The sequence below is a fragment of the Rivihabitans pingtungensis genome (genome assembly GCF_003201855.1).
In the GTDB taxonomy this organism is placed as follows: domain Bacteria; phylum Pseudomonadota; class Gammaproteobacteria; order Burkholderiales; family Aquaspirillaceae; genus Rivihabitans; species Rivihabitans pingtungensis.
The window spans coordinates 140,667-163,100 of the sequence record NZ_QJKI01000005.1; the positions used below are offsets into that span (position 1 = coordinate 140,667).

The following is a 22,434-nucleotide window of genomic DNA, read 5'->3' on the forward strand; positions in this document are numbered from 1 at the left end:
CTCCATGCGCTGTTAAACCATTGCCGATTCGTTTACTCCGCCCGCCACAGCCCCGACTTGCCGCCTTGTTTTTCCAGCAGGCGCACTTCACCGATCACCATGCCGCGATCCACCGCCTTGCACATATCGTAGATGGTCAGCAGGCCGATTTGCACGGCGGTCAGCGCTTCCATTTCCACGCCGGTTTTGCCAACGGTTTCGGCGGTCACCTGGCAGGTGATGGCGCTGGCGGCGGCGTCCAGCTGAAATTCGACATCGACATGGCTCAGCGCCAGCGGGTGACACAGCGGAATCAGCGTGCTGGTGTGTTTGCTGGCCATGATGGCGGCGACGCGGGCAATGCCCAGCACGTCGCCTTTTTTGTGGCTGCCGCTTTGCACCAGAGCAAAGGTGTCCGGCTGCATGCGGATCACGCCGCTGGCGATGGCGCGGCGGTGGGTGTCGGCTTTGTCGCCGACATCGACCATATGCGCCTGGCCGTCGGCGTTGAAGTGAGTCAGTGCCGACATGGGCGCTCCTTGCAATCAATCAGGCCGCCGGCAAAGACGCCGGCGGCAAACAGGGGGAAATCCGCTCAGGCGGCTTGGGGCAGGCGATGGAAGCTGGACGGCGCGTCGCTGGGGCGGCGGAAGGTGGCGTATTCCCAGGCGTCCGGCCGCGCCTGCAATTCGCGCAGCAGCTTGTTGTTCATGGCGTGGCCAGACTTGAAGCCGGAAAAAGCGGCAATCAGCGGGTGGCCAATCATGTACAGGTCGCCGATGGCGTCGAGAATCTTGTGGCGGACAAATTCGTTGTTAAAGCGCAGGCCGTCTTTGTTCAGCACCGAGTCGTCGTCGATCACGATGGCGTTGTCCAGATTGCCGCCCAGGCCCAGGCCGTTCATGCGCATGTATTCAACTTCGTGCATAAAGCCAAAGGTGCGCGCGCGGCTGACTTCGTCGATATACGATTGCGCGGCAAAGTCGATGGTCAGGTGTTGCGGGGTGCGGCGAAACACCGGGTGATTGAATTCGATTTCCAGGCTGACGGTAAAGCCGTCATACGGGGTGAGCTTCACCCATTTGTCGCCTTCCACCACTTCCAGCGGCTTGAGCACGCGAATATAGCGCTTGAGCGCGGTTTGCTCGCTGATGCCGGCGCTGTCCAGCAGATAGATAAACGGCGCGGCGCTGCCGTCCATGATCGGCGTTTCCGGGCCGGTCATTTCTACAATCAGGTTGTCGATGCCCAGGCCGGCCAGGGCGCTCATCAGGTGCTCGACGGTGGCCACGCGCACGCCGTTTGGGTCCACCAGGGTGGACGACAGACGGGTGTCGTTGACCAGCGCAGGTTCGGCGCGCAATTCAACCGGCGGGGTGAGGTCGGTGCGACGAAAGATGATGCCGGTGTCGGGCGGGGCGGGGCGCAGGGTGAGTTTCACCCGTTCGCCGGAATGCAGGCCGACGCCGCTGGCGGAGATGGTTTGGCTGAGTGTGCGCTGGTGAATCATGCCGGGTCCCTTCTGGCGACAGGGGGCGAAACGATGTGATGAAGTCTAACACAGCCGAATTGACCGGCTGATTGATTGTCTTGCCGACTCTGATAGCCCAGCACTATCAAAGTTCCGAAGGCAATAAAAATCCGCGCCTGCCCGCGAAAGGCGGGCAGCCGTCATGCGTTGTCGAGGCAACGCACCAAGCGGACAGGCGCGAAACCGGGGCGTGTTCGCGCGGCGCAGCCTACGCCGCACGCACACACAGTCAGCTTCAATCAGCCTGGCGGCGCAGGAAAGCCGGAATATCGAACGAATCGCCCACCGAGGGATTAGAGAAATCCACCTGCTGCGGCGCGCCACGGCCCGAACGGGCGCGGAACACGCTGGGTTTGTCGAAATCCGGCTGCTGGAAGTCCGGCACTTCCATGGTGGTGCCATCGGTGCCATTCTTCACCACTTTCAGTTGCTCGCGACGTTCTTCGCGTGCAGGTTTCTTGCCGCCGCCCAGCCCGGTGGCGATCAAGGTCACACGGATTTCGTCTTCCGACATGCCGTCTACTTCAGCGGTGCCGAATTTCACTTCGGCGTCGGCGTGGGCGTAGTTGCGGATGATTTCCATGATTTCATGGTATTCACGCAGCAGCAGGCAGCCCGGGGCGGTAGAGATGTTCACCAGCACGCCGCGTGCGCCGTCCAGGCTGATGTCGTCCAACAGCGGGCTGGCAACGGCCTCTTCAGCGGCAATGCGCGAGCGATCCAGGCCGGAAGCCACGGCCGAGCCCATCATCGCCATGCCCATCTGGCCCATCACGTTCTTGACGTCGGCAAAGTCAACGTTGATGAAGCCCGGGCAGGTAATCACTTCAGCGATGCCGGCCACGGCACCGCGCAGCACATCATCAGCGGCGCGGAAGGCCTGGCGCATGGTCACATCCGAGCCCAGCACTTGCAGCAGCTTCTCGTTGGGGATGACGATCAGCGAATCGACGTATTTTTTCAGTTCTTCGATGCCTGCGCCGGCCACTTGGTGGCGACGGCCTTCGTGCGAGAACGGGCGGGTGACCACGCCAACGGTCAGAATGCCCATTTCCTTGGCGATTTCGGCAATCACCGGCGCAGCGCCGGTGCCGGTGCCGCCGCCCATGCCGGTGGCGATGAACACCATATTGGCGCCGCGCAGCACTTCAGCGATGCGGTCGCGGTCTTCGATGGCGGCGCTGCGGCCGACATCCGGGTTGGCGCCTGCGCCCAGGCCCTTGGTCAGGGTCTGGCCGATTTGAATCTGCACCGGCGCACGATTGCGGCGCAAGGCCTGGGCGTCGGTATTGGCGGCGATGAATTCAACGCCCTTGACCTGGCTTTCGATCATGTTATCGACGGCATTGCAGCCACCACCCCCGACGCCAATCACCTTGATGACGGCTTCGGGTGCGATTTCCTGCACCATCTCAAAGACCATGTTGGAAGACATGACGGTTCTCTCCTCGAAAAACTGCGTTGACGACTGCCCTATAAAACAAAAAATGTCGCTACAACGATAATGCGTGCGTCAGAAATTCCCGGCGAACCAGGCTTTCATCCGCGAGAACAGGCCACCCACCGAGGCGGTTTCGGGTTTTGGACCTGCGGTTTTTTGCAACTGATCCTTGCCGATCAGCAACAAGCCGATCGACGTGGAAAAGCGGGGATCCTTCACCGCTTCGGCCAGCCCGCCGAAGTATTTGGGTACCCCCACCCGGACCGGCATGTGGAATACTTCTTCCGCCAGTTCCACCATGCCGGGCATTTTGGCTGCCCCACCGGTCAATACGATGCCGGAGGACAGCACATCTTCAAAACCGGTGCGGCGCAGTTCCTGTTGAATCAATTGGAACAATTCTTCCACACGCGGCTCGATCACTTCTGCCAGGGTGGCGCGCGACAGCTGGCGCGGCCCGCGCTCACCCACGCCGGGCACGTCAATCATATCTGCCGGATCCGCCAGTTGCATCAACGCGCAACCGTGAACCAGCTTGATATCTTCGGCCTCTTTGGTTGGCGTACGCAAAGCCATGGCAATGTCATTGGTAATCTGATCCCCGGCAATCGGAATCACCGCCGTGTGGCGAATCGCCCCACGGGTGTACACGGCAATATCGGTGGTGCCGCCGCCGATGTCGATCAGGCACACGCCCAGATCGCGCTCATCGTCAGTCAACACCGCCGTGGCCGATGCCAGTGGCTGAAGGATCAGATCGGCGACGTCCAGATTGCAACGTCGCACACACTTCAAAATATTTTGCGCGGCGCTGACCGCCCCGGTGACGATGTGCACCCGGGTTTCCAGGCGCACGCCACTCATGCCCAGCGGTTCGCGCACGTCTTCCTGACCGTCAATGGAAAACTCCTGGGTCAGGATGTGCAGCACTTGGTGATCCGGCGGTGTGGTCACCGCCCGCGCCGTCTCGATCACCCGATCAATATCAGCCTGGGTGACTTCACGCTCACGAATCGCCACCATGCCGTGAGAATTTACGCTTTTAATATGGCTGCCGGCAATCCCGGTAAATACTTGGTGAATGGTGCAGTCAGCCATCAGCTCGGCTTCTTCCACTGCACGCTGAATGGCTTGCACGGTGGATTCGATATTCACCACCATGCCCTTTTTCAGGCCACGCGACGATGTCTGACCCATGCCGATGATGTTCAGCGCGCCATCCTCGAGCACCTCGGCCACGGCGGCAACAATCTTGGACGTGCCCACATCCAGCCCGACCAGCAGGTTTTTAGGTTCTCTCGGTTTGCTCACCACGTGCTCCGTTAAGCTTTCGTATTCATTCAGGCCGCCGGACGCGGCATGGCCGGAGTGCCCTTGCCCGGCTTGTAGTCCGGCATGCGCACGGCAAAGCCGTTGGGGTAGCGCAAATCCACATATTCAATTTTGTACGACAGGCGCGACAGTTGATCGCGCCAGCTGGCAGCAAAGCGGCCCACCCGCAGGCCGATGTCCTGGCGCCCCAACTCCAGGATCACACTATTGTCCAGCTTGACCTGCCAGGCGCGCCGCGCCGACAGTTTCAGTTCTTCCGGCAGCACGCCCACCGGTTGTAATACCTGCTTGAATGCCAGATAGGCGGCAAGCATTTCTTTCTCACTGCCCTTGGGGCCAGCCAGCAGCGGCAACGGCTGGCTGAATGCCGCGTCAAACCATTCGCCGTAGGTGTTCACCAGACCATTTTCTGCCCAGCGGGCAGCAGCCTGGTGTTCTTCAACGTCGATTTCCAGCCGGTCCGGCCAACTGCGCCGCACCGAAACTTTACGCACCCACGGCAGTTTCTCGAACGCCGCACGGGTTTCGGTGATATCCACCGTCAAGAACGAGCCTTTCAGCTCGTGCTCGGCCACATAACGCAACTGCTCCTGCGTCACGTGGGTAAGCTTGCTGCGGATATGCACCGCACGGATCGGCAGCAAGCCGCTCCTCACCACCCACTGCGCGCCCGCCACCAGCAGCGTCAGGATCGACGCCAGCAACAACAGGTTGGCGATGCCGCGCAGCAGCCGGTGGTTATCCCACATGCGCGCCGTCCAGGATGCGCAGGCACAGCGCATCAAATTCAATACCAGCCACCCGTGCTGCCATCGGCACCAGACTGTGGCTGGTCATGCCCGGCGAGGTGTTGATTTCCAGCAGGTAAAACCGGCCGGCGTCATCCAGCATGATGTCGATGCGGCCCCAGCCTTCGGCCCCCAGCACCTTGAACGCACGCAACACCGTATCGCGCATCTGCGCTTCCAGGTTCTCCGGCAAACCGCACGGACAGAAATACTGGGTGTCGTCGGTAAAATACTTGTGCTGATAGTCGTAATTGCCCTCTGGTGCGGCAATGCGAATCAGCGGCAAAGCCTGATCGTCCAGCACCGGCGCGGTGTATTCACGCCCGGCGATGAAACGCTCGGCAATCACCAGGCGGTCCAGGCTGGCGGCGTCGTGCCAGGCGGCAGCCAGTTGCCCCGGCTCGCTGACCTTGACGATGCCAATCGACGAGCCTTCGTGCGCCGGCTTGACCATCAGCGGCAAGCCCAGCCGCGCTTCCACCTCGGCAAAATCACTGTCGGCGGTCAGCACTTCGTACTCCGGGGTGGGAATGCCCACCGCCTGCCACACCAGCTTGGTGCGCCATTTGTCCATGCCGATGCTGGAGGCCATCACGCCACTGCCGGTGTAGGGCAGCTTCATCAGTTCCAGCGCGCCTTGCACCGTGCCATCTTCGCCACCGCGACCGTGCAGGGCGATGAACACGCGATCAAACCCTTCATCCTGCAGTGCCGACAGCGGTTTTTCCGCCGGGTCGAAGGCATGGGCGTCCACGCCCTGGCGACGCAGGGCGTCAAGCACAGCCTGACCGCTCATCAGCGAGACTTCCCGCTCGGCGGAGGCGCCGCCAAACATCACCGCCACTTTGCCGTATTGCTTCATTCCTGCTTCCTCATCCACGCGCAGCGGCGGCCAGCTTGCCCGGCGTGGCGCCAATCGAGCCCGCGCCCATGGTCAGCACCACATCACCGTCGCGGACAAATTCCATGATGGCCGCCGGCAATTCGGCCACCTGCTCGACAAACACCGGCTCAAGCTTGCCAGCCACACGCAAGGCGCGCGCCAGTGCGCGACCATCAGCGGCAACAATCGGCGCTTCGCCCGCCGGGTAGACTTCAGTCAACAACACACCATCCACCGTACCCAGCACGCGGACAAAGTCCTCGAACAGGTCGCGGGTGCGCGAGTAGCGATGCGGCTGGAAGGCCAGCACCAAGCGTCGCCCCGGAAATGCCCCGCGCGCGGCGGCCAGCGTGGCGGCCATTTCCACCGGATGATGGCCGTAGTCATCCACCAGCGTGAAGCTGCCACCTGTCGGCACAGGCACTTCGCCATAGCGCTGAAAGCGCCGGCCCACACCAGAAAACTGCGCCAGGCCCTGACGGATGGCGTCGATGCCGGCGCCACACTCCAGGGCGATGGCGATGGTGGCCAGCGCATTGAGCACATTGTGGCGGCCCGGCGTGTTCAGCACGATGGGCTCACGATGCGTCTCGCCATTCACCCACACCGCGTCAAAGCGCATGCACTGACCATCCGGCACGACATTCTCGGCGCGCACCTGGGCGTCGGCGGCAAAGCCGTAAGTGGTCACCGGGCGCTTCACCTGCGGCAGAATGCTGCGCACATTGGCGTCGTCCACGCACAGTACGGCATGGCCATAAAATGGCAGCCGATGCAAAAAATCGACAAAAGCCTGCTTAAGTTTTTCCAGGCTGTGGTCGTAAGTATCCATATGGTCGGCGTCGATGTTGGTCACCACGGCCATCACCGGTTGCAGACACAAAAACGAAGCATCCGACTCATCCGCTTCGGCCACCAGGAAATCCCCCTGGCCCAGCCGGGCGTTGGTGCCGGCGGCTTCCAGCCGGCCGCCGATGACAAAGGTTGGATCCAGACCGGCGGCGCCCAGCACCGAGGCCACCAGACTGGTGGTGGTGGTTTTGCCATGGGTGCCGGCAATAGCGATGCCCTGCTTGAAGCGCATCAGCTCGGCCAGCATCATGGCGCGCGGCACCACCGGAATGCGCGCGGCCTCGGCAGCCAGCACTTCCGGGTTGTCGGCTTTCACCGCCGTGGATGTCACCACCACATCCGCGCCGGCAATATATCCGGCATCATGCCCAAAATACACTTTTGCCCCGGCGTTGACCAGACGGCGCGTGGTGGCGCTGTCGGCCATGTCCGAGCCGGACACGGCGTAACCCAAGGTCAGCAAGACCTCGGCGATGCCGCTCATGCCGACGCCGCCGATGCCGACAAAGTGAATATGCTTGACTCGATGTTTCATCGCTCGATGCGTTCCAGCCGCCCCGCGTCCGGGGCAACGTCAAAAAGTTTGCTATTGTGCCGCAAAGCGGGCCTGGCAGTACATATTTACATCGTTTGTCATGGCGCCAGTTCAGCGCACACGTCGGCCACCTTGCTTGCCGCGTCGGTCAAAGCCATGCGCCGCGCCGCCTGCGCCATCTCCAGACAGCGCTCTCGCGTCAGCGCCGCCAGCCAATCGGCCAAGGCTTCGGCGTTCAGTTCACCCTGCGGCCACAGCCGCGCAGCGCCAGCGTCAGCCAGATAACGCGCGTTGCCGGTCTGGTGGTCGTCCACCGCGTGCGGATACGGCACCAGCACACTGCCCACCCCCACCGCCGCCAGCTCGGCCACGGTCAGTGCACCGGCGCGGCAAATCACCAGATCCGCCTGGGCGTATTCGCTGGCCATGTCGTCGATAAAGCTGCGGCAGTCGGCATTCACTTTCACAGCGGCGTAAGCGGCCCTCAGCGCGTCGATCGCCTTGGCGCCGGCCTGGTGGGTCACCTGCGGGCGCTGCGTCGCTGGCAAGCGCGCCAGCGCCGCCGGCAGCGCCTCGTTCAGCGCCTGCGCGCCCAGACTGCCGCCCACCACCAGCACGCGCAAGGGGCCGTTGCGGCCGGCAAAACGCGCCTCGGGCGCCGGCACGGCGGCGATGGCGGCGCGCACCGGATTGCCCACTAGCCCCTCGCGCTGCGGAAACGCCGCCGGAAAGGCAAACAAGGTGCGCGAAGCCAGCCGCGACAACAGCCGGTTGGTCAGCCCGGCCACCGAGTTCTGCTCGTGAATCACCAGCGGCTTGAACAACAGCCGGGTCATCAGCCCGCCGGGAAAGCCGGTGTAGCCGCCAAACCCCACCGACACATCCGGCCGGTGGCGAAAAATCACATTGGCCGCGCCGGCCAAGGCGCGCGCCAGCATCCACGGCAGCGACAGCCAGCGGCGCAGACCATTGCCGCGCATGCCGCGCATCGGCAGGGTTTCCAGCGTATAGCCGTGCTGCGGCACGAGTGTGGTTTCCATGCCGCCTTCGGCGCCAAGAAACACCAGCGTCCAGCCGCGCGACTTGAGTTCGTCCGCCACCGCCAGCGCCGGGAAAATATGCCCGCCGGTGCCGCCGGTCATGATCAGGGCAGTGCGTCTTGCCATCTTGCTTATACCTTGTAGCCGCGCAGGGTCTGGCGGTTTTCCCAGTCAATGCGCAGCAGAATCGCCAGCGCCGAACAATTGGCCAGCAGTGCGCTGCCGCCATAGGACAGCAGCGGCAGGGTCAGACCCTTGGTCGGCAACAGGCCCATGTTCACGCCGATATTGATAAACGACTGCACGCCCAGCCAGATGCCCATGCCCTGCGCCACCAGCGCCTGAAAATAACGCTCCTGGTCGCGCGCCTGCGCGGCAATCACAAAGGCGCGACGCACCACGGTGGCAAACAGGGCAATCACCACGGCGATGCCGATAAAGCCGCATTCTTCGGCAATCACCGCCATCAAAAAGTCAGTATGCGCTTCTGGCAGGTAGAACAGTTTTTCCACGCTGCCGCCCAGGCCCACGCCCAGCCACTCGCCCCGGCCAAAGGCAATCAGCGAGTGCGACAACTGATAGCCCTTGCCGTACGGGTCTTGCCAAGGATCCATAAAGCCGGTCACCCGTTGCAAGCGGTAAGGCGAGCTGATGATCAGCACCACAAAAGCCCCCAGACTGACCACCAGCAGCGCGGCAAAAATCCGCCCGTTGATGCCGCCCAGAAACAGTGTGCCCATGGCAATCGAGGCAATCACGGTAAAGGCGCCAAAGTCGGGCTCCAGCAGCAGCAAGGCGCCGGTGGCGATCACCGCAATGGCCATTGGCATAAAGCCTTTGCGCACGCTGTGCATCCACTCGGCCTTGCGCACGGTGTAATTGGCGGCATACATCACCACCGCCAGCTTCATCAGTTCGGATGGCTGCAAATTCAGCACCACCAGATTGATCCAGCGCCGCGAGCCGTTCACCACTTTGCCGATGCCAGGCACCAGCACCAGGATCAACAGCACAAAGGCGCCAACAAACAGATACGGTGCTTTCTCCTGCCAGACCCGGCTCGGAATGTGGTACACCACCCAGCCGACAATCAGTGAGATGGTCAGATACACGCCATGGCGGATCAGGTAAAAATGGCGGTTATGCGTGTCCGGGTCGGCCTCGGCGTAGGCAATCGATGCCGAATACACCATGACAAAACCAATCGACAGCAATAAGGCCACCGCCCAGATCAGCGCATCGTCGTGGTCGGTCAGCGGCACGCTGGCGCGCGGCGCGGCCTCACGGCTCAATAAGCCAGCGAATTTCACGCCGCCTCCCCGGCCAGGGCCCGTGCGGCAGAGATAAACACCTCGGCGCGATGTGCGTAGTTGCGGAACATGTCCAGGCTGGCGCAGGCCGGCGACAGCAGCACCACATCGCCCGGCTGCGCAACCTCATAGGCCAGGCGGGTGGCTTCTTCCAGCGTGTCCACCCGCTGCACCGGCACGCTCACGCCGGCCAGGGCAGCGGCGATACGCTCGGCGTCGCGGCCAATCAACAGCACCGCGCGGGCAATGCGCGCCACGGCCGGGGCCAGGGGCGAAAAATCCTGGCCCTTGCCGTCGCCGCCGGCAATCAGCACCACCGGCCGGGTCATGCCATTCAGCGCGGCTTCGGTGGCGCCGACATTGGTGCCTTTGGAATCGTCGTAAAAGTCCACGCCCTGATGCTGCAAGACATGCTCCACCCGATGCGCCAGCCCCTTGAACGCGCACAGGCCGTCCAGCAGCGCCGCGCGCGGCAGGCCAATCGCCTCGCACAAGGCCAGCGCGGCCAGCGCGTTGGCGGCGTTATGCAGGCCGGTGAGCTGCATGCGGGCAAAATCCAGCACCGGCTTACCGTCCACCGCCAGCCACACCGCCTCGCCATCGCGGCGCAGGCCATAGGCGGCCGGCGCGTTCAGCGCAAAGCGGCGGATATCGCGGCCCGGACGCGCCATGGCGCGGCAGAACATATCGTCCTGATTGAGCACCTGCACGCCGTCGCCGGCAAAAATGGCCGTCTTGCTGTGCGCGTAATCCAGCAAATCCTGATAACGGTCGAGGTGGTCTTCAGAGATATTCAGCACCGTGGCGGCGTCGGCGCGCAGGCTGCGCACGCCCTCCAGCTGAAAGCTGGACAACTCCAGTACAAACGCCTCCGGCCAGACGCCGCTGTCTTCGATGTCGCACAGCGCGTCCAGCACCGGCAGGCCGATATTGCCGGCCACCACGGTGTTCAGCCCGGCGTGCTGGCACAAATGCCCCACCAGCGAGGTCACCGTGGTCTTGCCGTTCGAGCCGGTGATGGCGATCACCTTGCTGGCCTGCCCGGCGATGGCGCGGGCAAACAACTCCACATCGCCGATCACCTCGCCGCCAGCCTGGGCAAACGCCACGATTTGCGGCGTGGCCAAGGGCACGCCGGGGCTGACCACCAGCAGCTGGCAGCCAGCAAAACTGTCGGCGGTGAAGGGGCCGGCGCGCAGCTCGGCCTCAGGGGCCAGTTGCGCCAGCTCGGCCAGATGCGGCGGCGCCGTGCGGCTGTCAATCGCCACCAGCCGCGCGCCGCGACGCGCCAGCCAGCGCAGCGCCGACAGGCCGCTGTCGCCCAGGCCAACCACGCCGATGGTGAGTCCGTGCAAATCCTTCATCGCCTCTTGCTCTCTTATCGCAGTTTCAGGGTGGACAGGCCAGCCAGCACCAGCATCATGGTGATGATCCAGAAGCGCACCACCACCTGGGTTTCCTTCCAGCCCTTCAATTCATAGTGGTGATGCAGCGGCGCCATGCGAAACACCCGCTTGCCGGTGAGCTTGAAGCTGCCCACCTGAATCATCACCGACAGCGCTTCCATCACGAACACCCCGCCCATGATGAACAGCACGATTTCCTGACGCACAATCACCGCCACCGTGCCCAGGGCCGCGCCCAGGGCCAGCGCGCCGACGTCGCCCATGAACACCTGCGCCGGGTAGGCGTTGAACCACAAAAACGCCAGACAGGCGCCGCACATGGCCGAGCAGAACACCACCACTTCGTGCGCACCGGGAATATGCGGCAAGCCCAGATACTTGGCGAACACCGCGTGGCCGGCCACATAGGCAAACACCGCCAGCGCAGCGCTGACCAGCACCACCGGCAGGGCGGCCAGGCCATCCAGGCCGTCGGTCAGGTTGACGGCATTCGAGGTGCCGACAATCACGAAATAAGTCAGCACGCAAAAGCCAATCGCGCCAAACGGGTAAACCACGTTCTTGAAGAACGGCACGATAAACTCGGTGGATGCCGGCAAGTGCGCGGTGCCAGACAAAAACAAACCGGCGGCAATGGCGATGGCCGACTGCCAGAACATCTTGGCGCGCGCCGACAGGCCTTTCGGGTTTTTGTACACCACCTTGCGGTAGTCATCGACAAAGCCAATCAAGCCCGTGCCGCCAGTCACCGCCAGCAGCAGCCAGACAAAACGGTTGCTCAGGTCAGCCCACAGCAGCGTGGTCAGGCCGATGGACAACAAAATCAGCGTGCCGCCCATGGTCGGCGTGCCAGCCTTGATCAAATGCGTTTGCGGGCCGTCGTCGCGCACCGCCTGGCCGACTTTCAGCTCGGTCAGTTTGCGAATCACCCACGGCCCCAGATACAGACCAATGCCCAGCGAAGTCAGCGTGGCCAACACCGCGCGCAAGGTGATGTAATTCAGCACATTGAATGTGCGGATATGTTCGCTCAGCCAGTTGGCCAGCAGCAGTAACACGTTGCAGCTCCCTCAGATCATCTGGATTGCTGCGCCCCCCGCCACACTGCGCGGGCAGCGCCATGCAATCCTGGTTTTTATATGTGTCATCCGCCGCGCCCCCGCGCGGCGGTCAAACTCAGTGTGCCGCCGCCGGGGCTTGCCCCAGCAAGGCGGCGCTGACCCGCTCCATGCGCATGAAGCGCGAACCCTTGACCAGCACCGTCGCCGGCGCGTGCAACAGCGGTGCAAGCCCGGCCAGCAGCGCATCGAGGTCAGCGTAATGCTGGCCGCCCGAACCAAACGCCGCCACCGTGTGTGCGCTCAGCTCGCCCAGACCATGCAGGCTGTCGATGCCCAGCTCGCGGGCAAAAGCGCCGACTTCGGCGTGCATGGCCGGGCCGCCATCGCCCAATTCGCCGATATCGCCCAGCACGGCGTGGCGCGCGCCCGGCTGCGTCGCCAGCACGCGCAGCGCGGCGCGCATGGAGTCCGGGTTGGCGTTGTAGGTGTCGTCCAGCACCAGCACGCCGTCGGCGCGCAGTTTGCGCTGCAAGCGGCCGGGCGCGCCGGCAAACTGGCTCAAGCCTTGGGCAATCGCCGACGCCGACACGCCCAGGGCAATCGCCAGGCTGACCGCAGTCAGGGCGTTGCGCGCCACATGCTCGCCCGGCGCGGGAATCTCCGCGACAATCGGCCCCAGCGGCGTGGCCAGGGTCAGCGCCACGCGGTCGCTGTGCAGTTGGCAATCGGTGACGTGCACCTCGCCCTGCGACCAGCCAAAACCCATCTGGCGGGCGTCGCCAGCGAGGGTTTGCCACAGGCCGGCGTAGGCGTCGTCCAGGTTCACGCAGGCGGTGACGCCGGCAGGCAAGGATTCAAACAGCTCGCCCTTGGCGCGGGCGATGTCCGCCACCGAGGCAAAATGGCCGGCGTGGGCGCGCTGGGCGTTGTTGATGGCCACCGCATCGGCGCGCGCCAGGCTGGCCAGATAGCGGATTTCGCCGGGATGGTTCATGCCCATCTCGATCACGGCAAAGCGGTGTGCCGCGCGCAGGCGCAGCAAGGTCAGCGGCACGCCGATGTCGTTGTTCAGATTGCCGGCGGTGGCCAGCACGGCGTCTTCGCCGGCTTCGGCCACCAGGATGGCGCGCAGCATTTCCTTGACGCTGGTCTTGCCGCTGCTGCCGGTGATGCCGGCCATGCGCCCGGCAAAGCCCACCGTGCGCCAGTGCGCCGCCAGCCGGCCCAAGGCCGCCAGGGTGTCGTCCACCCGGATCAGGCTGGCGCCGGGCAGCTCAGGAAAATCCGCGCGCACCAGCGCCGCCGCCGCGCCAGCAGCCAGCGCGCCGGCGACAAAATCATGCGCGTCAAAGCGCTCGCCCTTGAGAGCGACAAATAAATCCCCGGCCTGCACGGCGCGGCTGTCGGTGGTGACGCGGGCAAAGCCGACGTCCGCGCCGCTGGCAAGGCCGCCTATCGCCTGGGCGGCGGCGTAAGTGGTCAGCATCACATCAGCCATGTTGGCGGCTCCAGCGGCTTAGCGCGGCCTCGGCCACGGCAAAATCAGAAAACGGCTGCTTGACGCCGGCGATGTCCTGGTATTCCTCGTGGCCCTTGCCGGCAATCAGCACCACATCGCCCGCCTGCGCCTGGGCAATCGCCCAGTCGATGGCGCGGGCGCGGTCGGCGTCCACATGGCCCGGCGCGGACATGCCGGCCAGAATATCGGCGATGATGGCCTCGGGCGCTTCGCTGCGCGGGTTGTCGCTGGTGACCACCGCCACATCGGCGCGCGCCTGGGCAATGCCGCCCATTTGCGGGCGCTTGCCGGGGTCACGGTCGCCGCCGCAGCCAAACACCGCATAGAGCTGGCCGCCGGCCGGGCGGATGTCGGCCAGGGTGGCCAGCGCCTTGTCCAGCGCGTCCGGGGTGTGGGCGTAGTCCACCACCACCAGGGGCAGCGCGCCGCCGCCCAGATGCTGCATGCGCCCGCGCGCCGGAGCGATGCGGCCCAGCGCCGCACAGGCGTCGGCCAGCGCCACGCCGTTGGCGCACAGCGCGCCCAGGCTGGCCAGCAGATTGGCGGCGTTAAAGCGACCCAACAGCGGCGATTCAATCCGGCCCTCGCCCCATGGCGTGCGCACGCTCAGCCGCAGGCCGGCCAGTGAGGCCTCCAGCTGGCTGACGGTGATGTCGCCACCGTCCAGCCCGTAGCTGAACACCTGCACGCCGCTGCCGGCCAGGCTGGCGACCAGCTCGCGGCCAAAGGGGTCATCCACATTGATCACCGCATGGCGCAGGCTCTGCCAGTGAAACAGGCGCGCCTTGCTGGCGCCGTAAGCAGCCATATCGCCGTGGTAGTCCAGATGGTCGCGGGTAAGGTTAGTGAACACCGCCGTGGCAAAGGCCACGCCGTTGACGCGAAACTGATCCAGCCCATGGCTGGAGACTTCCATCGCCACCACCTGCGCGCCCTCGGCGCGGTACTCGGCCAGCTTGTGCTGCACGGTCACCGGGTCGGGCGTGGTGTGGGTGGCGGCGGTGAGCTGGCCGATAAAGCCATTGCCCACGGTGCCCAGCAGCGCGGCCTTGTGGCCCAATAGCGAAAACGCCTGCGCCAGCCAGTGGGAAATGGATGTTTTGCCATTGGTGCCGGTGATGCCAATCACCGTCATCGCCTGGCTGGGGTAGCCCAGCGCATGGCTGGCGATCACCCCGGCGCGCGCGCGCAGCTCGGGCACGGCCAGATTGGGCGTGTCCACCCACTGCGCCGGCCAGGCAAAGCCATCGGCCGAATCCCACAGCACGGCGGCGGCGCCGCGCTCCAGCGCAGCGGCGATATAGTCGCGGCCGTCGGCGTATTCGCCGCGAAACGCCAGGAACACATCGCCGGGCTGCACGCGGCGGCTGTCGGACACCACCTGGGCGGCGGGGGCCAGCAAAGCGTTAAGCTGGCCCATATCCCAGACGGAGAGAGGGGTCATCTGGCTGATCATGTTTCTTCCCGCACTTCTGGCAGATTATCCAGCGGAATCAAAGTATTGTTGGTGGGCGCATCTGGCTCGACGCCAAGAATGCGCAGGCTGCCGGACATCACCGCACTGAACACCGGGCCGGCCACCGTGCCGCCGTAATACTGGCCTTGCGGCTCGTCGATCATCACCGCCACGATCAGGCGCGGGCGAGTGGCCGGGGCAAAGCCGACAAATGACGAAATATATTTGCTGGCGGCGTAACCCCGGCCTTCCTGCTTGTGCGCCGTGCCGGTCTTGCCACCAACGGTAAAGCCCAGCACCTGGGCGCGCGGCGCAGTGCCGCCGGGTTGGGTGACGGTCAGCAGCATGTCACGCATCTTGCGCGCGGTGTCCGGGCGGATCACCTGCTTGCCGGGCAAGGGCTGATCCAGGCGCATAAAGCTCACCGGCTTGAGTTCGCCGTCATTGGTAAAGATGGTGTAGGCGCGCGCCAGCTGCATCAGGCTGAGTGAAATACCATGGCCGTAACTCATGGTGGCCTGTTCAATCGGCTTCCAGGTTTTATACGGACGCACGCGGCCGCTGGCCTCACCAGGGAAGCCGCTTTGCGGCGGCCGGCCAAAGCCCACTTCGTCAAACATCTGCCACAGGGTTTGCGGCTGCATCAACAGGGCGATCTTGGACGAGCCGACGTTGCTGGATTTCTGGATGATTTCCCACACCGCCAGCGAAGACGCCGCATGGGAATCCTTGATGCGCGCCGGACCGATGGTGTAGCTCTCGGTGTTGAACACCTGATCCGGGCGAACAATGCCCAAATCCAGCGCCCGCGCCACGGTAAACGGCTTGAGGGTGGAGCCCGGCTCGAACAAGTCGGTCAGCGCACGGTTGCGCTTCATGGACGGATCCAGTCGCTGGCGATTATTGGGATTGAACGAGGGCAGATTAGCCAGCGCCAGCACTTCGCCAGTGTGGGCGTCCAGCACCACGATGCCGCCAGCGCGCGCCTTGAAGTTTTCCACAGCGGTTTTCAGTTCGCGGAACGCCAGATACTGAATCTTGCGGTCAATCGACAGCGACAGCGTCTGGCCGTCGCGCGGGCGCTCGATGGCGGCGATGTCTTCAATGATATGGCCGCGCCGGTCCTTGATGACATGGCGGCTGCCCGGCTTGCCGGCCAGCATTTTTTCCTTGGCCAGCTCCAGCCCTTCCTGGCCGCGACCATCCACGCCGGTAAAGCCCACCACATGCGCCATCATCTCGCCGGCCGGATAAAACCGGCGGTATTCCTGCTGCTTGGCGATGCCGGGAATGCCCAGCTTCATCACCGCGTCAGCCAGCTCCGGGCTGATTTGCCGCTTGAGATACAAAAATTCACGGCGCTTGTCGGCCAGCTTGCGGCTGACTTCGCCTGGGTCCATTTCCAGCAGGCGGGCCAGTTGGTTGATTTTGTCCACCGGCACCGGCTCCATGTCCGCCGGACTGGCCCAGATGGATTGCACCGGGGTGGAAATCGCCAGCGGCTCGCCATTGCGGTCGGTGATCACCCCGCGATAGGCCTCCAGCTGAATGCTGCGGCTATAACGTGCCGCGCCCTGGTTTTGCAGAAAATCCTGCTTGACCAACTGCAAATAAATCGACCGCCCCAGCAAGGCAACAAACAGCAGACCCAAACCCATGCCCACCAGGCGCATGCGCGAGGGCGGCAGGCGCACGCTGGGGCTGGAAGACGGGGTGGAATGGCGGGTAGCGCCGACAATGGCCATGGTCATTGACTCCGCTTGGCTAAGCTGGATTGCACCACCTGCACTTCGCGCGGGTCGGGAATGTGCATGGACAGCCGGTCGGTGGCGGCGCGCTCAATCAGCGAATGCGCCGCCCAGGTGCTTTGTTCGAGTTGCAGCTTGCCGAACTCGACTTCCAGTTCACGGGTGAATTTCTGTTCTTTTTCCAGCTCGCTATACAGTTTGCGCGCCAGATGCTGCGAGGTAATCACTCCCAGCGCGCAGACAATCAGCGCCAACAGCAGAAACCAGGTGAACTTGTGTCTCATGCCTGGCCTTTCCAGACGCCGGCAGTGCGCTCAGCCACGCGCATGATGGCGCTGCGCGCGCGCGGGTTGTCGCGCACTTCTTCCGCGCTGGGGCGCACGGCCTTGCCCACCAGGCGCACCGGTGCTTCGGGAATGTCGGCCGCGCGCACCGGCGCCCAGGAGGGCAGGGTGTCGGCAGTGGAGACATCGCGCAAAAAGTGTTTAACGATGCGGTCTTCCAGCGAATGAAAGCTGATCACCGCCAGGCGGCCGTGCTGCGCCAGCCGGCCGATGATTTGCGGCAGGGTGGCGCTTAATTCTTCGAGTTCACGATTGAGGTAAATCCGAATAGCCTGAAAGGTGCGCGTGGCCGGATCCTGCCCCGGTTCACGAGTACGCACGTTTTGCGCGACCAGGCGGGCGAGCTCGCCCGTGCGCGTGATCGGGGATTCGGCCCGAGACGCCACAATCGCCGCTGCAATCTGTTTAGCAAACCGCTCTTCGCCATAGGTTTTGATCACTTCCCGGATATCGGCCTCGTCGGCCTCGGCCAGCCATTGCGCCGCCGTCAGGCCACGGGTGGTGTCCATGCGCATGTCCAGCGGGGCGTCAAAGCGGAAACTGAAGCCGCGTTCGGCTTCGTCGATTTGCGGCGACGAAATGCCCAAATCCATCAGCACGCCGTCCACCTGCGCCACGCCCAGCGCCTCCAGCGCCTGGGCAAAACAGACAAAACCGTCGTGCACAATCTGAAAACGGCCGTCGTCGATAGTCTGGGCGTTGGCAATCGCCGCCGGATCCTTGTCAAAGGCAATCAGCCGGCCCTGCGGGCCCAGTTGTTGCAAGATGCGCCGGCTATGACCGCCGCGCCCGAAGGTGCAATCCACATAAATGCCGTCGGGCTTCACCGACAGGGCATCAACCGCTTCGGCCAACAATACCGTGCGGTGAATCAGGGTTTCGGCGCTCACAGTGACAACGCCCCCAGTTCAGCCAGCGCTTCGGCCGGCATGGCCAGCGCAGCGTCGGTTTCCGCTTCAAAGGCGGCGGCGTTCCACAGCTCGAATTTATGGCCCATGCCCACCAGCGCAACCTCTTTGCCCAGTCCGGCTTTTTGGCGCAAACGGGCAGGCAGCAACACGCGCCCGGCAGAGTCCAGCTCCAGGGTTTCAGCATTGCCCAGCAGCAGGCGGGCGTAGGCGCGGGCGCCAGGGTGTGTCACGGGCAGGGCCGCGAGTTTTTCCATCACAGGAAGCCAGTTCTTTTCCGGGTAAACAAGCAAAAACTTCGGGGAATCCAGGGTCACCACCAGGCGACCGGAGAATTCGGCCAGCAGGCGCTCGCGGTGCCGGGCCGGAATGGCCAGGCGACCTTTGCTGTCGAGCGAGAGCGTGCTGACGCCACCAAACATGGAAGGACCCGGTTCACGTATTTTCAATATTCGCCCCCGTGCGCCCTTGCCAGGCAAGGGTTTCGCCGGGTGGCGATGTATTCGGCCGCCAGGTTTGGCAGCCCCCTGCTCCCGCACGGGGCGGGATGGGTGTGGCCGGACATGCCGGCCATTTTTGTCCTGTCAACCCGCGCTTGCCCAGCAGAGTATTTCCCTGAGCGCCGCCAACAGATTGCTCAGGTGGACTTACCCGACCTTGCCGGACTTCTGGTACGGACCGTGGTCATACATCTGGCCAGGCGGGCTGCGCCGAGTTTTGTTCGCTGTTGTTGGCAGTCGCGCTGAAGCGCGGTTTTTTGAGGCTTTATCGGGATTTTCCCACTTTCAACCACTTTTTCCCACTGCGCGCCACTATAAGGACAAAAAAAACCCCGGTCAACCACGCCCCGGGGTTTTGGCTTGTTTTACAAGCACTTAGCGAGCACTACAGAAATATGCCCATGCAAATCATGGATTTAACCTCAGCCCGACCCTTTCTGTATGCTGCAATGCGGCAAGCCGATTGGCCATTGTCTGCCACACCACCGATGCCATGACAATAAAACCTCCGTATTTTTACGGATAAAACGTAGCGCAATGCTCAATCGTGCCCAAGCACAAAGTGGATCATTGGTGGTTTTTTTGCCACAGCATGCATGTTGCATTGCTCCATCATCAGACGGCCGGTCAAGGAACCAGATGCTGGAAAAATAATGCCGATGGATTAATTTGTCACCACCGGCCGCGCCCAAGCCGCCAGCGCGCGGATATCCTCCGGCGTGGTGCGGCAGCAGCCGCCAATCAGCCGCGCACCCTGGGCATGCCAGAGGCGGGCCGCTTCGGCAAAGGCCTGCGGGTCGGCGCAGCCGTGCCAGCATTTGTGCACCGGGTCGTAGGTTTCGCCGGCGTTGGGATACACCAGCACCGGTTTGTCGCTGGCGGCGCGGGCGGCGGCCACCAGCTCGGGGATAAAGCCTGGCGCCGTGCAGTTCACCCCCACCGCCACCACTTGTGGGCAGTCGGCCAGCGCTGCCACCGCCTCGGCCAAAGGCTCGCCCTGGCAGGTGTGGGCGCCATCGCGGCAGCTGAAGCTGACCCAGGCCTGTGCCTGCGGAAACTCCGCGCGCAGCAATTCAGCCAGCACGCGCGCTTCTTGCAGGCAGGGCAGGGTTTCGCAGGCCAACACATCCGGCCCGGCCGCCAGCAGCGCCGCCAGGCGCGGGCGATGAAAATCACGCAGCGTGGCGTCGTCCACGCCATAGTGACCAACGTATTCCGAGCCATCGGCGCGCATGGCGCCAAACGGCCCCACCGACGCCGCCACCAGGGGGCGCGGGCGCACGCCGTGCAGCTGCGGATTGGCCGCCCAGAACGCATCGCGCGCCTCACGCGCCAATTGCACCGACAATTGCAGGCAGGCGGTGGCCTGCTCGGCGCTCAAACCGCGCCGGGCAAAGCCTTCATAGCTGGCCTGATAACTGGCGGTGGTGGCCACATCGGCGCCAGCGGCAAAATAATCGTGGTGCACGGCGCGAATCAGCTCGGGGTTATCCAGCAGCACGCGCGCCGACCACAGCGCATCGCGCAAATCGCAGCCGCGCCGCTCCAGCTCGGTGGCCAGCGCGCCATCGAGAATCAACAGGGGAAAATCTTGCAGGGTTTGGCTTAGCATGGCGGCTCCGTCGATCAGGATAAAACCAAATGATAACGTGGCTCAAAACATCCCGAACAATCGCTGCGACCAAACAAAATACAGCCACCAACAGAGCAGTCACTAAGAGCGACTAACAAAACCCTCCTGGCGTCGTTGCACGACCTTGCCGTACTACCCGTACTCTCTGCGGTCGTGCGCCCAGCCAGGATCGCTACGCCGGGTTTTGTTAGCGGCTCTAACGCCAGACCGCATCGCGCCGCTGAATGTGGCATGATCAGCATTCACGAACATGCCAGAAACGGAAATTAGCCAGACTCCACGACACTGGAAAGCCGCTTCACCCGAGACGTATTGGAGGCGCCAACGGCCATGTTCAACCACATGCCCAACTTGGCGCTACGCCAGACCCTGACGGCAGAGAAGGAGAACCGGCATAAAGCAGACAGTACACAGCGGTGTTCGGGCGAACGATGCCGACTCACACTGCCCTCGACGGCACGACGGCAACAAGAACGCTAACAATCTGATCTGGCAGCATTTATCCAAGCACACAGACCTATCACCGCCCGAGCAGAAGGCACGCTCGGCGCTACTATGCACCAATGCAACATCCAGTCCCGTAGGAGGCTGCGCTCAAAATGCCGAATGAAATATTTGCCGAACATTTGGAAGCTGTGATTGAATCTTGGTGCAAGGGTAAAACCCATCCTGTTGTACTTAGCCCTTAGAAGCCGTAGCCAGCCATAATCTTCTTAAAATTGCACTGCTGCACTTTTTTATTGTTAGCCACCCCTCATGATTGCTTGACCATGGCCATTTCGTTCAAAAAAAAGCACACGCCCAACTCGCCCAGCACCAGTCTACAAGACATGCTGGCGATAGCAGTAAAACATCACCAAGCTGAAAATTTTGATGAAGCCATCACCATTTATCTGAAGCTACTGGCACATGCCCCTGACAGCCCTGAAATCAACTACTTGTATGGGCATGCATTGATTGCACGAAAAAATGATGGGGACATTGAAAGCAGTCTGCCTTACCTGGAGACAGCCGCACAAACACTCAATAATCAGTCACCCGTCATGCTCGCACTTGCCGAAAGCTTGATGCTCAACAAAAAATTTCATCTTGCCAATGAAGCTTTATCAAAAGCAGAAGCATTGGGCGCCTCGGCAGAGACGTGTGAAAAATGTAGAAAATACATCACACAAGCAACAATGGAACATACCATTCAAGAGCGCTACCTCAGCAGTGGAAGCTACGTCGCGCCAGAGTTTTATCTGGACTTTCCCGACACCCTGAGTGAAACCTGTTTTTACCAAACACTCGAAGAAAGCCTGTCACAACCCATCACCGATCACCGCATTTTCATCGGAGACAATCTCATTGCGCTTAGCCGGACACTTAGCTTTCTTGACGATGCCAAATTAGTAGAATCTTTTCAAAAGCACACAGAAACCGCCGCAGAAAAAGCAACGCTATGGCGGGTTGCAGTATTGCTGTGGGGCGCACGCCAAGGATTGAATTTACCGGGTGATTTTGTCGAATGTGGCTGCTACCGGGGCATTTCAGCACGCATCATTTGTGATGTGCTGAATTTCAAGCAACAAGAACAAAGACAATACTATCTATACGACTTGTTCGAACACAGCGATCAAGAAACCACACACCATGCCATGCCGGCACATAGCAGCACGCTGGTCAATGAAGTGCGTCAGCGGTTTGCTGACATGAAAAACGCTCAGATTATTCAAGGACGGGTGCCAGACAGCCTGCATGACAACATGCCGGAGAAAATTGCTTTTCTGCACATTGATCTGAACAATGTCGCCGCCGAGCTAGGTGCACTGGAGCTGCTATTCGAGCGCCTGTCACCCGGAGGCATCATGATTCTGGATGACTATGGTTGGCAGCCTTATATGCAGCAACGTCTCCAAGAGGAGCCTTGGCTGCTGGCGCGTGGTCACTACGTATTAGAGTTGCCCACCGGGCAGGGCATGGTGATCAAACATTGACGCCCGCCGTTCGCCCCCCCTCACGAGTCGAGTCGCTCACCAAATCCTCCTGGCGGCCTTGCGCGGCCTGCCGTACTGCTGGCTCAGTCTGCGCACGCCGCCAGGATCGCTCTGCGCTGGGTTTTGTGCGCGGCTTTTAACGCACGAATAAAACGCCGCGCAGCGCGCCTGGCAGACATGTGCAGATAGCAC

19 protein-coding genes are annotated in these 22,434 nt (G+C 62.7%); 1 reads left to right on the plus strand and 18 read right to left on the minus strand.

Annotated elements, in window-relative coordinates:
- Window positions 1-32: 32 nt before the first annotated feature.
- The 18 genes from moaC to mmuM form a co-directional block, all read right to left on the minus strand.
- A complete protein-coding gene (gene moaC / locus DFR34_RS05930; protein ID WP_110390231.1) occupies window positions 33-509 on the minus strand; it encodes a cyclic pyranopterin monophosphate synthase MoaC in 477 nt (158 codons plus the stop codon).
- Between the two features lie 65 nt (window positions 510-574).
- Complete coding sequence (gene lpxC / locus DFR34_RS05935) at window positions 575-1,486, minus strand: UDP-3-O-acyl-N-acetylglucosamine deacetylase (RefSeq protein WP_211309308.1); 912 nt, start codon at window positions 1,484-1,486, stop codon at window positions 575-577.
- Between the two features lie 259 nt (window positions 1,487-1,745).
- A complete protein-coding gene (gene ftsZ, locus DFR34_RS05940) occupies window positions 1,746-2,945 on the minus strand; it encodes a cell division protein FtsZ (RefSeq protein WP_211309303.1) in 1,200 nt (399 codons plus the stop codon).
- A 78-nt stretch (window positions 2,946-3,023) separates the two neighbouring features.
- A complete protein-coding gene (gene ftsA, locus DFR34_RS05945; protein ID WP_110390288.1) occupies window positions 3,024-4,262 on the minus strand; it encodes a cell division protein FtsA in 1,239 nt (412 codons plus the stop codon).
- Between the two features lie 29 nt (window positions 4,263-4,291).
- Complete coding sequence (locus tag DFR34_RS05950; protein WP_110390233.1) at window positions 4,292-5,032, minus strand: cell division protein FtsQ/DivIB; 741 nt, start codon at window positions 5,030-5,032, stop codon at window positions 4,292-4,294.
- Complete coding sequence (locus DFR34_RS05955; protein WP_110390234.1) at window positions 5,022-5,933, minus strand: D-alanine--D-alanine ligase; 912 nt, start codon at window positions 5,931-5,933, stop codon at window positions 5,022-5,024. The genes DFR34_RS05950 and DFR34_RS05955 overlap by 11 nt, the downstream gene beginning before the upstream one ends.
- Window positions 5,934-5,943: 10 nt before the next feature.
- Window positions 5,944-7,341 (minus strand): UDP-N-acetylmuramate--L-alanine ligase, encoded by a 1,398-nt coding sequence (murC, locus tag DFR34_RS05960; RefSeq protein ID WP_110390235.1) that lies wholly within the window; start codon window positions 7,339-7,341, stop codon window positions 5,944-5,946.
- A gap of 98 nt (window positions 7,342-7,439) precedes the next feature.
- Window positions 7,440-8,507 (minus strand): undecaprenyldiphospho-muramoylpentapeptide beta-N-acetylglucosaminyltransferase, encoded by a 1,068-nt coding sequence (gene murG / locus DFR34_RS05965; RefSeq protein WP_211309304.1) that lies wholly within the window; start codon window positions 8,505-8,507, stop codon window positions 7,440-7,442.
- 5 nt (window positions 8,508-8,512) lie between these two features.
- A complete protein-coding gene (gene ftsW, locus DFR34_RS05970; RefSeq protein WP_211309309.1) occupies window positions 8,513-9,673 on the minus strand; it encodes a putative lipid II flippase FtsW in 1,161 nt (386 codons plus the stop codon).
- A gap of 14 nt (window positions 9,674-9,687) precedes the next feature.
- Window positions 9,688-11,055 carry a UDP-N-acetylmuramoyl-L-alanine--D-glutamate ligase gene (gene murD, locus DFR34_RS05975; protein WP_110390236.1) on the minus strand — a complete coding sequence of 456 codons (1,368 nt, stop codon included), beginning with the start codon at window positions 11,053-11,055 and terminating at the stop codon, window positions 9,688-9,690.
- Between the two features lie 14 nt (window positions 11,056-11,069).
- Window positions 11,070-12,155 (minus strand): phospho-N-acetylmuramoyl-pentapeptide-transferase, encoded by a 1,086-nt coding sequence (gene mraY / locus DFR34_RS05980; protein WP_110390237.1) that lies wholly within the window; start codon window positions 12,153-12,155, stop codon window positions 11,070-11,072.
- Window positions 12,156-12,273: 118 nt separating this feature from the next.
- A complete protein-coding gene (locus tag DFR34_RS05985; RefSeq protein ID WP_245906817.1) occupies window positions 12,274-13,656 on the minus strand; it encodes a UDP-N-acetylmuramoyl-tripeptide--D-alanyl-D-alanine ligase in 1,383 nt (460 codons plus the stop codon).
- Complete coding sequence (locus DFR34_RS05990) at window positions 13,649-15,133, minus strand: UDP-N-acetylmuramoyl-L-alanyl-D-glutamate--2,6-diaminopimelate ligase (RefSeq protein WP_110390238.1); 1,485 nt, start codon at window positions 15,131-15,133, stop codon at window positions 13,649-13,651. The genes DFR34_RS05985 and DFR34_RS05990 overlap by 8 nt, the downstream gene beginning before the upstream one ends.
- Window positions 15,130-16,878 carry a peptidoglycan D,D-transpeptidase FtsI family protein gene (locus DFR34_RS05995; RefSeq protein ID WP_110390292.1) on the minus strand — a complete coding sequence of 583 codons (1,749 nt, stop codon included), beginning with the start codon at window positions 16,876-16,878 and terminating at the stop codon, window positions 15,130-15,132. The genes DFR34_RS05990 and DFR34_RS05995 overlap by 4 nt, the downstream gene beginning before the upstream one ends.
- Before the next feature lie 2 nt (window positions 16,879-16,880).
- Window positions 16,881-17,165: a cell division protein FtsL gene (ftsL, locus tag DFR34_RS06000; protein ID WP_110390239.1), complete on the minus strand. Its 285-nt coding sequence runs from the start codon at window positions 17,163-17,165 to the stop codon at window positions 16,881-16,883.
- Window positions 17,162-18,115: a 16S rRNA (cytosine(1402)-N(4))-methyltransferase RsmH gene (rsmH, locus tag DFR34_RS06005; RefSeq protein WP_110390240.1), complete on the minus strand. Its 954-nt coding sequence runs from the start codon at window positions 18,113-18,115 to the stop codon at window positions 17,162-17,164. Before rsmH ends, ftsL begins: the two co-directional genes overlap by 4 nt.
- Entirely contained in the window at window positions 18,112-18,555 is a 444-nt protein-coding gene (gene mraZ / locus DFR34_RS06010; RefSeq protein WP_110390241.1) for a division/cell wall cluster transcriptional repressor MraZ, read from the minus strand. The genes rsmH and mraZ overlap by 4 nt, the downstream gene beginning before the upstream one ends.
- Window positions 18,556-19,297: 742 nt before the next feature.
- The gene (mmuM, locus tag DFR34_RS06015) at window positions 19,298-20,245 is read right to left on the minus strand and encodes a homocysteine S-methyltransferase (protein WP_110390242.1); all 948 of its coding nucleotides are present in this window, start codon (window positions 20,243-20,245) and stop codon (window positions 19,298-19,300) included.
- 791 nt (window positions 20,246-21,036) lie between these two features.
- On the opposite strand from mmuM, the gene DFR34_RS06020 reads away from it, so the two are divergent.
- Entirely contained in the window at window positions 21,037-22,242 is a 1,206-nt protein-coding gene (locus DFR34_RS06020; protein WP_110390243.1) for a TylF/MycF/NovP-related O-methyltransferase, read from the plus strand.
- Window positions 22,243-22,434 lie beyond the last annotated feature (192 nt).